10 protein-coding genes and 1 tRNA gene are annotated in these 13,729 nt (G+C 65.4%); 4 read left to right on the forward strand and 7 right to left on the reverse strand.

Annotated elements, in window-relative coordinates; genetic code table 11:
* Positions 1 to 21: 21 nt before the first annotated feature.
* On the reverse strand, positions 22 to 1,506 hold the full coding sequence (locus Q8M85_RS04880; protein WP_371135196.1) for a PLP-dependent aminotransferase family protein: 1,485 nt from the start codon (positions 1,504 to 1,506) through the stop codon (positions 22 to 24).
* A 202-nt stretch (positions 1,507 to 1,708) separates the two neighbouring features.
* On the opposite strand from Q8M85_RS04880, the gene Q8M85_RS04885 reads away from it, so the two are divergent.
* Together Q8M85_RS04885 and Q8M85_RS04890 are read left to right on the forward strand one after the other, a co-directional pair.
* Positions 1,709 to 2,731 (forward strand): fatty acid desaturase, encoded by a 1,023-nt coding sequence (locus Q8M85_RS04885; protein WP_305540988.1) that lies wholly within the window; start codon positions 1,709 to 1,711, stop codon positions 2,729 to 2,731.
* 406 nt (positions 2,732 to 3,137) lie between these two features.
* Positions 3,138 to 3,470, forward strand: a complete 333-nt coding sequence (locus Q8M85_RS04890; protein WP_305540991.1) for a hypothetical protein — start codon at positions 3,138 to 3,140, stop codon at positions 3,468 to 3,470.
* Positions 3,471 to 3,542: 72 nt separating this feature from the next.
* On the opposite strand, the gene tpa is transcribed toward Q8M85_RS04890, so the two are convergent.
* Together tpa and Q8M85_RS04900 are read right to left on the reverse strand one after the other, a co-directional pair.
* On the reverse strand, positions 3,543 to 4,925 hold the full coding sequence (gene tpa, locus Q8M85_RS04895; RefSeq protein WP_305540994.1) for a hypotaurine--pyruvate aminotransferase Tpa: 1,383 nt from the start codon (positions 4,923 to 4,925) through the stop codon (positions 3,543 to 3,545).
* A 91-nt stretch (positions 4,926 to 5,016) separates the two neighbouring features.
* Entirely contained in the window at positions 5,017 to 6,030 is a 1,014-nt protein-coding gene (locus tag Q8M85_RS04900; RefSeq protein ID WP_305540997.1) for an SDR family NAD(P)-dependent oxidoreductase, read from the reverse strand.
* 128 nt (positions 6,031 to 6,158) lie between these two features.
* Here Q8M85_RS04900 and Q8M85_RS04905 point away from each other — a divergent pair.
* Both Q8M85_RS04905 and Q8M85_RS04910 read left to right on the forward strand, forming a co-directional pair.
* Positions 6,159 to 6,232: transfer RNA gene (locus tag Q8M85_RS04905), tRNA-Cys, on the forward strand.
* A 207-nt stretch (positions 6,233 to 6,439) separates the two neighbouring features.
* On the forward strand, positions 6,440 to 8,305 hold the full coding sequence (locus Q8M85_RS04910; protein ID WP_305541000.1) for a divergent polysaccharide deacetylase family protein: 1,866 nt from the start codon (positions 6,440 to 6,442) through the stop codon (positions 8,303 to 8,305).
* A gap of 90 nt (positions 8,306 to 8,395) precedes the next feature.
* Here Q8M85_RS04910 and trpE read toward each other — a convergent pair whose 3' ends face one another.
* From trpE to gpt, 4 genes are all read right to left on the reverse strand, one after another.
* The gene (gene trpE, locus Q8M85_RS04915) at positions 8,396 to 9,904 is read right to left on the reverse strand and encodes an anthranilate synthase component I (RefSeq protein ID WP_305541002.1); all 1,509 of its coding nucleotides are present in this window, start codon (positions 9,902 to 9,904) and stop codon (positions 8,396 to 8,398) included.
* On the reverse strand, positions 9,904 to 11,781 hold the full coding sequence (locus Q8M85_RS04920) for a peptidyl-prolyl cis-trans isomerase (RefSeq protein WP_305541005.1): 1,878 nt from the start codon (positions 11,779 to 11,781) through the stop codon (positions 9,904 to 9,906). Before Q8M85_RS04920 ends, trpE begins: the two co-directional genes overlap by 1 nt.
* A gap of 98 nt (positions 11,782 to 11,879) precedes the next feature.
* A complete protein-coding gene (locus tag Q8M85_RS04925) occupies positions 11,880 to 13,058 on the reverse strand; it encodes an aminotransferase (RefSeq protein ID WP_305541008.1) in 1,179 nt (392 codons plus the stop codon).
* Positions 13,059 to 13,137: 79 nt separating this feature from the next.
* A complete protein-coding gene (gpt, locus tag Q8M85_RS04930) occupies positions 13,138 to 13,662 on the reverse strand; it encodes a xanthine phosphoribosyltransferase (RefSeq protein ID WP_305541011.1) in 525 nt (174 codons plus the stop codon).
* Between the last annotated feature and the right edge of the window lie 67 nt (positions 13,663 to 13,729).

Genomic DNA, 13,729 nt, shown 5'->3' on the forward strand with positions numbered 1-13,729 from the left:
CGTCCGCGAGGAGTGCCGAAGTCACGGCCGAGCCAGCCCGCTGGCGATCCGCGCCACACCTTCGGGTATGCGTTGCGGCGCGATCGACGAATAGGCGAGGCGGTAGAAGTTGCGCGGTCCGTCACCCGCAAAGAACGCCCGTCCCGGTTCGATCAGCACGCCGTCGCTCCGCAAGCGCAGCGCGAGAGCCTCGGTGTCCACCTTTTCCGCCGCGCGCATCCAGAAGCTCGATCCGCCAAAGCCGCCCTGCCCCGCGACCTCCAGCCCCTCGGCCGCAATCGCCTCGGCCATGACCTGACGGCGGCGGCGGTAGGCATTCTTCATCCGGTTGACCAGCGCGTCGTAATGCCCAAGGCCCAGGAAATAGGCCATCGTCCGCTGGATATGGCCGGGCGGGTGCTTCAGCATCAGGCCGCGCAGCGCCCGTGCCTCGGCGATAAAGCCGGGCGGGCCGACCAGATAGCCAAGCCGAAGGCCGGGAAAGACCGACTTCGAGAAGGACCCCGCGTAGATCACTCGCCCTCCGCGGTCCAAAGACTTCAGCGCCGGCGCAACGGGCTTCAGAAAGGACATCTCGAACTCATAATCGTCCTCGATTATGACAAAGCCTTGCGTGTCTGCCGCTTCCAGCAGGGCCACCCGGCGATCGACGGGCATGGTCGCATTGGTCGGGCACTGGTGCGAGGGGGTGGTGAAGACCACATCCGCCGCAAGGCCCTGCACCGGAAGGCCCTGCGCGTCGACGTCCACCGGCACCGCCGTCGCCCCAGACGCTGCGACAATTGCGCGCCAGGCGGGGTAGCCGGGGTTTTCAACCACGGCCCGGCGTCCCGGCCCCAGAAGCGCCGTGGCCGCGATCCAGAGCGCGTTCTGCGCCCCCAACGTGAGCAAGACCTCATCCTCGCGTGCCGCGATGCCCCGGCGGGGAAGGATGGTGCGCAGAAGCTCCTGGATCAGCAGGGGATCGTCGCGTTCATAGTAGTCGGTGGTCAGCGCCGCAAAGTCGCGCTTGCCCAGGGCCCGCAGCGCGCATTGCCGCCAGTTCTGGTGATCAAAGAGCGTGGGATCGGCCTGGCCGTAGATGAAGGAATAAGGGTAGCGGTCCCAGTCCTCGGGCCGCTCGACCTTGGGAACAAGCGTGAAGCGGCCTCCGGTCAAGCCCTTGAAATCTATCGCTTCCGCACGGGATTCTGCCTGGGGAAACTCGGGTGCCAAAGGTGCCGTGTCCGAAACGAAGTAGCCCGACCGACCGGCCGAAGTCAGGTAGTCCGACGACACGAGGTCCGCATAGGCAAGCGTCACCGTGATCCGGCTGACGCCCAGATGTTCGGCCAGACCGCGGGACGAGGGCATCCGGCTACCCGGCCGGAACCGGCCCGCAAGGATGCCTTGTGTCACCATCGCCCGAATCTGCTGCTGCAGCGATCCCGCCGCTCCGGGGGTCAGGTAGAAGGCTTCGACGGGGATGGCGGCCATGACACCACGGGCTTGATCTGCCCGGATCAAGCGGCATCCGCCCGGCCAGAGTCAAGCGGCTCGGACCTGGGCAGATCGCCGGGACGTGAGCGTCCTGTGCATCAATTCTGTTGATCTTCGCGCCCGCGTCGCCTAACCCGGAGCACGCCTGATGTATGCGCGCCCGCGCTTTAGTGACGAAGGCCAAGCCGACCCCGCCGCGGCACAGCCGGCGGGAATACTACAGGCCCCGATGCCCGAAACGAATTCTGACCGCCCAGCCCGCGACTGGCTGACAACCCTCGCCCGCTACCGCGAGCCATCGACCCGCCGCAGCCTGTGGGAACTGGCCGCGACCCTGGTGCCGTTCCTGGCGCTTTGGGTCCTGGCCTGGATGGCGCTGTCCGTCAGCCCCTGGCTGGCTTTGGCACTTGCCATGCTGAACGGTGGGTTTCTGGTCCGCATCTTCATCATCCAGCACGATTGCGGCCACGGCTCCTTTCTGAAGAACCGTATTGCGCAGGACTGGCTGGGTCGGGTGCTGGGTGTGCTGACGCTGACGCCCTATGCCGTCTGGCGGCGGACCCATTCGATCCACCATGCGCACCACGGCGATCTTGACGCCCGGGGGATCGGCGACGTGCTGACCCTGACCATCGACGAATACCGCGCGCGCGGGTGGTGGGGTCGGCTGATGTACCGGCTGTATCGCAACCCGGTCGTGCTGTTCATTCTTGGCCCCAGCTATCTGTTCTTGCTGCAAAACCGTCTGCCCTTCGGCCTGATGAATTCCGGCTGGCGCTACTGGACTTCTGCGATGGGCACCAATGCGATGATCGGCATCGCCGTGGGCCTGATCATCTGGTTCGGCGGCTTCTGGCCCGTGCTCCTGATCTACCTCCCCACCTCGCTGATCGCGGCGACGCTGGGGGTGTGGCTGTTCTACGTGCAGCACCAGTTCGAAGAAACGCATTGGTCAAAGGGCGAAGACTGGCAGCTGCACGACGCCGCGCTGGAGGGGTCGTCCCACTATATCCTGCCGCAGCCCCTGCGCTGGTTTTCCGGCAACATCGGCATCCACCACGTCCACCACCTCTATTCCCGCATCCCGTTCTACCGCCTGCCCGAGGTGATCCGCGACCACCAGACGCTCGCCGAAGCGCAGCGCCTGACGGTCCGCGAGAGCCTGCGGTCGGTGAACCTGCACCTGTGGGACACGGTTGAGGGCAAGCTGATGAGCTTCAAGGAAGCCCGTCGCCGGTACGGGGTGGCGTAGGCCTGCCTGCGTAGGGTGCGCTACAGCGCACCTATCTTGAAACCACATAGGGCAGAGCCCGACCGTCGGGTGGGCGAGCGACGACTGAGTTGGGCGCTTTATGGTGCCAAGTACATCTGACGTGGTTCTTGCAGGCTGACGCTGCAAAGCGCCCGCCCGAGGGGGCGGTCGGGCGCTGCCCGGCGGGCTTTGCCCTTGATTCCGGGCAAGTGAGTAGGCAGTTTTGAGCGGCATCTGACTTGGTGCCCACCAAGTCGAAGAATAGTATTCCCGACGCGAGGGTAGCCCGTGATTTCCGTTAAAGTTGCAGTCTTGGCGATACTATTTGTGGTCACCGGTGGTGCAGTGTTCTCGGATTGGTTCCGCCGAAACAAAGCGCTAGCCGCTTGTGCTGGGATAGTCGCAATTGTCGGTTCGTACTCTCTTTGTAGGAATTCTAGAGGACCTGCGCGATGAAGCGACAAAGGTAGAGACAAACTTTACAGAGGATCAAGTGCGGGCCGCTGCCGTTAATTTTCTACTTGGAGACCCGTATGGGCGTACGGACGAAGAGGTACATCATAACATCGCCAGCATCGAGTATTTTCAAAAGGGACTTTGCGGATTTGGGCCAAACTGGGTCGTTACCGTGTTTGTGCCTCAAGGTGATGAGCTGAATAATCAATCCATTAAGGGAACGTTGCACTTCGATGACGTCAACGGGCAGTTCGCCTGTTGGAATCTTCCATTCCTAGACTGATCTATTCGTAAACAATGGCAAAAAGGGCGCCCCTCCCGGGACACCCCCTCAACCCGCAAACGGCCTCAGCCCCTACCCGAACACCCGCGTCAGCGCGCCATCAATCGCCGTGGTGATCTCGTCGATATCATCCTTCGTCGCGATCAGCGCGGGGCTCAGGCACAGCGTGTTGTTCAGACCCGGCAGGCTTCGGTTCGTGGCGCCGATGATCACCCCCTGCGCCATGCAGTCTGCGACGACGGCCTGGACCTGCTTCTCGTCCGCAGGCTCCTTCGTCGCACGGTTCGCCACCAGCTCTGCCCCGAGGAACAACCCCTTGCCACGGACGTCGCCGATGACCTTGTGCTTGTCCATCAGCGCCGCGAGGTTCCCCAGGCAGTACTCGCCCATCGCGAGGGTGTTGGCCAGAAGCCCCTCGTCCTCGATGATCCGCATGTTCTCCAGCGCTGCGGCCGGGCCGCTGGTGCAGCCGCCAAAGGTCGAGATGTCGCGGAAATAGCTCAGCGGGTCCGAGGGATCGTCCTTGAACATCTCGAAGACGGCTTCGGTGGTCACGGTGCAGGAAATCGCGGCGTAGCCAGAGGCGACGCCTTTGGCCATCGTCACGAAGTCCGGCTTGATGCCGTAGTGCTGGTAGCCGAACCAGGTGCCGGTGCGGCCCACGCCGCAGACAACCTCGTCAATCGCCAGCAGGATGTTGTATTTCTTGCAGATTTCCTGCACGCGGTCCCAATAGCCCTGGGGCGGGACGATGACGCCGCCGCCTGCCGTTACCGGCTCCAGGATCAGGCAGCCGACCGAATCCGCGCCTTCCCGCAGGATCACTTCCTCGATGGCATCAGCCGCGCGCTCGCCGTAGTTTTCCACCTCCCACTGCTTGCGGTATTCCAGGCAATGTGGCACGCGGACAAAGCCGTCCGGGAACGGCCCATACTGCATGGCGCGCTGGTCCTGTCCGGCGCTGGCCAGGGCGGCGATGGTCGTCCCGTGATAGTCGCGGTCGCGGTACAGGATCTTCCACTTCTTGCCGCCGTGGTGACGATGCGCGATCTGGCGCACCATCTTGTAGACCTTCTCGTTCGCCTCGGACCCCGAGTTCGAATAGTAGACCCGGGTCATGCCCGGCATCTTCTCGATCAGCCGCTTGGAGAAGACCGCACCGGGGATCGAACCTGCCGACCCGGCGAAATAGTTCAGCTTGATCAACTGGTCGCGGACCGCGTTGGCGATGCTTTCGCGGCCATAGCCCACGTTCACGGTCCAGACCCCGCCAGACACGGCGTCGATATGCTCCTTGCCCTTGGCATCCCAGACCCGCATCCCCTTGCCCTCGACGATGACGCGGGGATCGACGCCCGTGTCATACTGCTTGTGCTGCGAGAGGTGGTGCCAGACATGGGCGCGGTCGGCTTCGACCACTTGCCCGATGTCGTTCAATCCTGCGAAGCCTTCCATGGGGCCGTCCTTTCGAATACGTTTCGCGCGGCATCATCAGGGAAACGGCGGCCTGCCCTTAGGACCAGACACCTGCCGCTGATAGGACCAGTCAGACCCGATAATACGCGCGGTACCAATCTACAAAGCGGCCAAGGCCGGTGGCAAGGTCCGTCTCGGGCTTGAAGCCGGTCAATCGCTCCAAGAGCGAGCAGTCGGCCCAGGTCGCAGGCACATCACCGGGCTGCATCGGCAGGAAGTTGCAGATCGCCTTGCGGTCGAGAAGGGTTTCCAGCGTCCCGATGAACTCCATCAGGTGAATCTTGTCGCTGTTTCCAACATTGACGATCCGGTGGGGTGCCACGGGGCTTAGGCTGTCGCCTTCCACCAGCGTCCCCCGAGCAGAGGGAAGCGGCGGAGCCAGCGGGATCAGGCGGCCCACGCCTTCGACCAGGTCCTCGACCGCCGTGAAGTCACGCCAAAGCTCGCCGTGGTTGTAGACGTCGATGGCTTCGCCTTGCAGGATCGCACGCGCGAATTTGAAATAGGCCAGGTCCGGGCGACCCCATTCGCCGTAGACAGTGAAGAAGCGAAACAGCGTGACCGGCAGATCCCAGAGATGGGCGTAGGAATGTGACAGCGCCTCGACCGCCTTCTTGGTAGCGGCGTAGACGGTCAGCGGATGGTCCGTGCGGTCGGTCTCGCGGAACGGCATTTCGACATTGGCACCATAGACCGATGAGGTGGAGGCGATCAGCATGTGCTTGACGCGGCACCGCTTCGCCAGCTCCAACACATTGAAACTGCCGGTGAAATTGGTCTCGATGTAGGACCGGGGATGCGTGAGGCTGTAGCGGACCCCAGCCTGGGCGGCAAGGTGGATGATGACGTCGGGCGCGAAGTCGGCACCGATGCGGTCCAGCGTCGCCACATCTTCGACCATCGCTTCGGTCGCGGTGAACCCTGGCAACGCCTTCAGGATCGCATGGCGCTTTTCCTTCAGCGTGATGTCATAATAGGCCGTCATCCCGTCGTAGCCGTGCACGTGGTGGCCAGCCGCCAGAAGGTGCCGCGCCAGGTGGAAGCCGATGAAACCCGCGCTTCCGGTGATTAGGATTTTCTGCACGCCGCCCTGCACCCCGCCAGATTGCGGCGGACAATCACCGTGGCCCACCCCCAAGTCAAGCCTGCGACCGGGACGGAGGACCCCCTTGCAGCCGCCCGCCCGATCCGCTATCCCTCCCCCACCTTCGCGGCGGGTTGGCGGAGAGGTTACGCACCGGATTGCAAATCCGTGAAGACCGGTTCGATTCCGGTACCCGCCTCCACTTCCCCTGATCGCGCCGCAAGGATTGCCTGCCTGCCACGGTGGCGGCAACTTGTTGAGCAATTGCAGAAAAACGCGTGAAGCCCGCGATGCTGCGGGCTATAGTGCTGCAAGTCGGAAGAACGGCGCCGGATAAACGGGCGATCCGACCGGGGGCGCAGGGTGCGTCCACGCAAGGGTCGCAGAGGCGTAAAAGCTGGAGGCAGCAGTGGTCGGCAAATTCCTTTTGGGCATGGTTTCGGGTGGCCTTGTGGTATCGGGTGGCCTTGTCATCGCGTCGGCGCTGTTCCCGGTCGTACCGGCCAACGACAATGCCCCCGCAGCGGTGGCAGAACCGATAGCGGCGCCCTCGACGGTCGATGCCGGTCCGGCTGTCGCCGAGGACGACGAGCCCGCCTTGGCCCCCAGCGTTGAACCGGAACCGCAAGCCGGGCCGGAAAGCGCCGAAGTCGAGCCGCCCGAACCTGCGACCGAAGTCGCGGCAGAGCCCGAGATTGCCGCCACCGCGCCGCCCGTGACCATCGACGCGGCACCCGCCGTCGACACCAGCGCCGTGGCACCCGCAGCTGTGATCGCCGAAGTGGCCGAGCCGGTTGCCCCGGCGGCTGCAGAAGTCGCTACGCCCCAGACCCTGGCCGAGCCATCGAAACCCGCCGCGACCGTCGCCGATGCGGCGGCAGAGGCCCCCGAAGCGCCCGCCGAGGCCCAGCTTGCAGAGGCTGCGACAGCGGCGGCAGACGTGGCGGTGCCCGAACTGACGAGCGAACCCGCTCCCAACCCAGTGCCCGCCGAAGCCGCGCCCGAAGCTGCGCCGACAGATGCTGCGCCGACCGAAACATCGACAGCGGAACCTGTCCCGGCTGAATCTGAAGCGGCCGCAGAAACCGTTCTTGCGGAACCGGCCGAGACGGAAGCCGTGGCAGAACCCAACGCGCCGCAAACCGCGCTTGTCGAAGCTGCTCCCGGCGCCGACCCTGTCCCTACGGACGAATCTGTGGTCCAGGACACTCCCGCCGCAAGCGAGGAAACCCTCACTGCAGAGCTTGCACCTGAACCCGAGGTTCCAGTCTCGGAGGCTCCTGCCACCGAGACGATGCCCGCCGAAAAGCCAGCCGAACTGATGCCAGCCGAACCGGCGGCGACAGATGAAACGGTGCCGGCAGAAGCGTTGCCCGCCCCGGAAACCGATGCAGACCCGACCGATCCTGCGGTGGGGGCGACGGAACCGGCCATGCCGGGCAACCGGCCTGCGCCGCTTCCGGGCGAGACCCCCGAAGCCGAGGCGGAAGCCCGCAGTTCTACCTTCAAGCCCGCCCCCGGCCTGCCCCGCGCCAGCGGGACGGGTGAGGCGCCCACTCCAGATCCGGCAGCAACCGACCCGGCTGCGGCACCGATCGACCCGCGCCCGCTGGCGCAGTTCGCCGCGACCTTCGACAATCCCGAGGCCAAGCCCCCCTTCGCCATCGTGCTGATCGATGACGGCAGCCCCGACCTGGACCGCGCGACCCTTGCCGCCCTGCCCTTCCCGGTCAGCTTTGCGCTGAACCCCCTGGACCCCGCCTCGGCCCAGCACGCCGCGACCTATCGCGCGGCGGGCAAGGAAGTGGTGATGCTGGTGACCGGCATCGCCGAGGGCGCGATGCCTGCCGATGTCGAGGTGGCGTTCCAGTCGATGGAACAGGGCCTGCCCGAAGCCGTGGCCGTGATGGACTTGCCGGTTCCCAGCTTCCAGAACCGCCGCCCGCTGGCCGCGACGGTGGTGCCTATCCTGAAGGCGCAGGGAAGGGGTCTCTTGACCTGGGACGCTGGCCTCAACGCCGCCGATCAGGTCGCCCGGCGCGAGGATCTTGAAGCCGCCGTGATCTTCCGCGACATCGGCTCGACCGGGGCGGACGCCGCAGCGATCCGCCGACTGCTGGACCGGGCCGTCTTCAAGGCCGGCCAGGAAGGTCGGGTCAGCGTGGTGGGAAATGTCGATCCGGCGACGGTGGCAGCCCTTCTGGAATGGACGGTCGAGGGCAAGGCTGCCACCGTGGCGCTGGCCCCGGTGACGGCGGTTCTTGCGGTCGAGTGACGCGCGGCCCAGGGGGCTGCTCGTCGATGACTTCGTCACTCCTCGCGGGGCAACCCCGACGAGGAGACGACGTCGAACGAGGAGGTCCGCTTAGGTGTTGCCGCGTCCGGCAAAACGGCCCGCATCTTCGGCCGCGCGGCGCAGGGCATTGGATTTATTGACAGTTTCCTGGTATTCTGCTTCCGGGTCGCTGTCGTAGACCACGCCTCCGCCCGCCTGGATGTAAAGTTGGCCGTCCTTTACCACCGCCGTCCGCAGCGCGATGCAGAAGTCCATCTCGCCATTGGCTGCGAAATAGCCGACGCCGCCGCCGTAGATGCCACGCTTTTCGGGTTCCAGTTCGTCAATGATCTCCATCGCCCGGACCTTCGGCGCGCCGGACACCGTGCCTGCGGGCAGTCCCGCCAGCAGCGCCGACAGCGCGTCCTCGCCTTCCGCAATCTCGCCCACCACGTTCGACACGATGTGCATGACGTGGCTGTAGCGTTCGATGATGAAGGTCTCGGTCGGGCGGACCGTGCCGACCTTGGCCACCCGGCCCACATCGTTGCGGCCAAGGTCCAGCAGCATCAGATGCTCGGCCCGTTCCTTGGGGTCGGCCAACAGGTCCAGTTCCAGCGCCCTGTCCTCTTCGGGAGTTGCCCCCCGCTTGCGGGTCCCGGCGATGGGACGGACAGTGATTTCGCCGTCGCGGAGGCGCACCAGGATCTCGGGCGAAGCGCCAACCACCTGGAAGCCGCCAAAGTTGAAGAAGAACATGAAGGGCGACGGATTGGTCCGCCGCAGGCTGCGATACAGCGCGAAGGGCGGCAGTTCGAACCGCTGCGACCAGCGCTGCGACGGCACCACCTGGAAGATGTCACCCGCGCGGATGTAGTCCTTGGCTTTCTCGACCGCTGCCTTGTAGCCGTCATGCGTGAAGTTTGATGTTGCTTCGCCGACCGGGGCCGTCTCGCCCAGGTCCCTCGCGGCCGAGGGCGCCCGGTCCAGGTCACGCAGCGCGTCCATCACCCGTTCCGCGGCCTGCGCGTATGCCGCCCGCGCTGAAAGACCACCGGCGACCCAGGCCGGAGCGACCACCGTTACTTCACCCTTCACCCCGTCCAGCACCGCGATGACCGATGGGCGGATGAGTTCGGCATCCGGCAGGCCCAGGGGATCGGGGTTCACGTCTGGCAAGTGTTCCGCCAGCCGGATCATGTCATAGCCGAGATAGCCGAAAAGCCCCGCCGACACCGCCGGCAGTCCCTCGGGCATCGCGATGCGACATTCGGCCAGAAGATCGCGCAGCGTCTGCAAGGGGTGGCCGGCAAGGTCGGAGAACGACTGCCGGTCAAAGCGCGCCTCGCGGTTGATCCGGCTTTTGTCACCGTGGCATTGCCAGACCAGGTCCGGCTTCATGCCCACGATGGAATAGCGCCCCCGAACCTCGCCGCCGGTGACCGATTCCAGCATGAAGGTATCGGCGCGGGCATCGCCCAGCTTCAGCATCAGGCTGACCGGAGTATCCAGGTCCGCCGCCAGCCGGGCCCAGACGATCTGGTTCCTGCCTTGGGTCCAACCCGCCTCGAACTCGGCAAAACTGGGCGAAAGCTGCATCAGGGCAGGCTCGCGTGGACGGCGTTGATCGCGGCCTGGTCCAGCGATATGCCAGCCTCGGCGGTCAGCGCGTTGGTGAAGGCGGCAAAGGCGTCCCGGGAGATGGCCTGGCGGGCCTGAGCGGCCAGCGCGTCGCGCATGCCCTGGGCGTCCTCACCCTCGGTCGCGGCGGGCAGGATGCGGTCCAGCTTGACCACGGCGATGAAGCCGTCCGCCTCGATCACCCGCGCTTCGCCCTCGGTCATCTTGAAGACGTCCGCAAGCAGCGTCTCGGGCGTGTCGGCGATGAAGCCCGAGCGCGCCGTTTCGGGCGTCACATCAACAATGCCGAAGCTGCCGATGGCGGCCCCACCATCAATCGCCACCTTGATCTCGCCTGCCCGGACAGTCAGTGCCTTGGCAACGGCGTCGCGGCGCCAATCCTCGGTCACCAGGTCCTTCACTTCGTCAAAGGGGATCGGCGCGGCGGGGACGATTTCGTCCAGGCGCAGCGCAACGACCCCGCCGTCATCAAGCACGATCGCTTCGGGGAAATCCCGCTCTTGCACGGCATCAGCGGCGGCGCGGAAGGCCGGGTAGCCTTCGATGCTGTCCTCACCCTGCTGGCCCGGAACGTGATCCAGAGTGGCGATGACAAGTCCCATTTCCTTGGCGAGGTCCTCCAGCGTCGCCCCCCCAGCAAGAAGATCGTCGATTTCTTCCACGCGGTCGGCGATCAGGCGGCGCGCGGCGTCGGTCTGGATCTCGATCGCCAGCGTCTCGCGCGCCGCGTCGAAGGTGGTCTCCTCGGCGGCCAGAACCGACACCACCCGATAAAGCGCGGGGCCAAGGTCACTGTCCAGCGGCCCGGCCACCTGGCCCTCGGCAGTGGCGAAGATCGCGTCGCCCGCGGCACCCAGTTCGTCCACCGAGACATCCCCCATGTCGATGGCGTCCAGTGACAGACCCCGCTCGGCCACGAGGTCCTCGAACGAGGTTCCGGCGTCAAGCCTGGCTTTCCCCGCCTCCGCCGCAGCCTGGTCGGGATAGACCAGACGCTCGAGGATGCGGCGTTCGGGAATCACGAATTCGGAGATCCGGTCCTGATACATCTTCTGCAGCATGGCATCATCGACCGGCTGATCCTTGGCGATGGCCTCGGGCAAGAGGGCCGCATAGGTGATGCGCTTGGCCTCGGGCCTGGTGAAGCGGTCGATGTTGGCGTCGTAATGCGCCTTCAGCTCCGCCTCCGTCGGATCGGCCACCGCCCGGGTCAGATCGGCCTCGTTCAGGCGCAGCATGGAAAAGCCCCGCCGTTCCGCCACCCAGGCGTAAAGCGTGTCGGTCAGCGCCGCAGGGGCCGCAAAGCCACCGGCGACCGCGCCCTGCAAGAGTTCACGGCTGATGTCGCGACGCAGGTTCGTCTCGAACTCGGTTTCAGACAGGTTGTTGCGGTTCAGCGCAAATCGATAGGACTCGCGGTCGAAGCTGCCCGAGACGCCCTTGAAGGCATCCATCCCCATGATCTCGGTCGCGACCACGTCGTCCCCGACCGAAACCCCGATGCGCTGCGCCTCGTTGTCCAGCGCCGCGCGCGTCAGCACGTCCTGCAGCACCTGCTTGTCGATCCCGAAGGCCAGGGCCTCCTGCATCGAAAGCTGCTGGCCGAACTGCTGACTGAAGGCGTTGACCTGGGTCTGCAGCGCGCGGGCATAGTCATCGGTGGTGATGTCGATGTCGATGTCGCCGACGCTGCCGACCTTGGTCACCCCGCCCGAGAAGCTGGTGACACCGAAACCTCCAAGCCCCAGGATCAGCATCCCCAGCATCGTCCAGACGGCCACCTCTTTCACCGTGCTGCGCGGGCGCTTGCCGTCTTCTGTCGGGGTCTTCGCCATGAGTTCGGGCCCTCTGATTGGTTATGGATCAGGTGCATAGTGGGAACCCCGCAGGGGGGCAAGATCAAGATCGCCCGCCTGCAGGGTCGCGCCCCCTGTCAGAGCCTGAAGGCCTGCAACCGGTGGATCACCTCGGCGATGCCTTTTGCATCGACGTTGGCAAAGGCGATGCGGATCTGGCGCTTGCCGGCCTCGGACCCCTCGGGCTGGAACATCGTCCCCGGCAGCATCAGCAGCGAGGCTTCGGTCACCAGCCGCTTGCACAAGGCGTCGCTGGAGATGTCGAAGGGATGCTCGACATAGGCGAAATAGGCGCCGCAGCCCAGAAGCTTCCAATCCGGCAACGACTTGAAGCCGTCGACCATCGCGTGCCGACGGGCCAGGATCTCGTCGCGTTCCCCCGCAAGCCACTGGCCCAAATTCCGCATGCCCCAGAGGGCACCGATCTGACCCAACTGGCTGGGGCAGATTGCCACGGTATCCAGGAACTTCTCGGCTTCGGCCAGCCGGGCGGCCCCCGCTACAACGGCCCCCACCCGATGCCCGGTCAGCCGGTAGGCTTTGGAAAAGCTGTACAACTGGATCAGCGTGTCGGCCCAGTCGGGGTCCTTGAAAAGGTCATGCGGCGCCCCTGGCCGGCTGTCGAAATCGCGGTAAGTCTCGTCCACGATCAGCGCAAGGCCCTTGGCACGGCAAAGGTCGCGGAAGGCCGCCAGCGTTTCGGCCGGGTACTCCACGCCTCCGGGATTGTTCGGGCTGACCAAGACGATGGCCCGCGTCCGGTCGGTGACAAGCTGCGCTGCCGCTTCGGCCGAGGGGATGAGGGTCGGCCCGGTGTCCAGCGGAACGGTCTTCACCGACGACATGTCCAGCCACATCTTGTGATTGAAGTACCAGGGCGTCGGCAGGATCACCTCGTCCCCCGGCCCAGCCAGTGTCGCCATGACCGTGCAGAAGGCCTGGTTGCAGCCCTGCGTGATTGCCACCTGCGACGGGCTGATGGCCCCGCCGTAGATCGCCGACCATTGCGTCGCGATCTCCTCGCGCAAGCCGGCAAGCCCCAGCACCGGGCCGTAAAGATGCGCGTTGGGGTCGTTCAGAGCCGCATCCGCCAGCGCCTGCCGCAAGCCCAGCGGAGGGCTTTCTACCGGGGCGGCCTGGCTGATGTTGATCAGCGGCCGGGAGGCCGGAAAGGACACACCTTCGATCCAGCGCCGAGCCTCCATTACCGGGGGCGGTTCTGTCGCGGCGAAGGCGGGGTTCAGTGGCAGGGTCACGGACAAACTCCTCGTGCACTTCGCTTCTCGTCGTGGTGGCGCGCCCGACGACGAGCGCATGAAAGGCGACGAAGAGCGGTCAGTCAGCCCCACGCATGGGCTGGACGTATTGCAGCGCCATGTCCCAGGGGAAGAAGATCCAGGTGTCCTGGCTGACACTGGTGATGTAGGTGTCGGCCTGCTTTTCACCCTCGGGCTTGGCATAGACACAGGCGAAATGCGCCTTGGGGTACAGGCCCCGGATCAGTTCCAGCGTCTTGCCGCTGTCGACCAGGTCATCGACGATCAGGATGCCGGTGCCGTCGCCCATGATCTCGGCCTGCGGGGCCTTGATGACCTGCGCCTCGCGCCGCTGGTCGGCCTTGCCGCCGCCCGAGTGGTAGGACTTGACCGAAATGCTGTCGACGACCCGGATGTCAAGTTCACGGCTGACGATCATCGCGGGGACCAGCCCCCCGCGCGTGATGCCGACCACTGCTTTCCAGGTCCCGCCCTCGCCCGGCCCCTTGCCGTCCAGCCGCCAGGCCAGCGCGCGGGCGTCGCGGTGGATCTGGTCCCAGCTGACGTGAAACCCTTTTTCATGCGGCAGGCGGTCAGCGGACATGGGGCCCCTCCTTCAGGTGGCGACGATCTTGACGCCCAAGAGGGCAAGTGCTGCCCCGAAGCAGCGG

Origin of the sequence: Tabrizicola sp. (genome assembly GCF_030694085.1) — a bacterium.
GTDB lineage: Bacteria > Pseudomonadota > Alphaproteobacteria > Rhodobacterales > Rhodobacteraceae > Tabrizicola.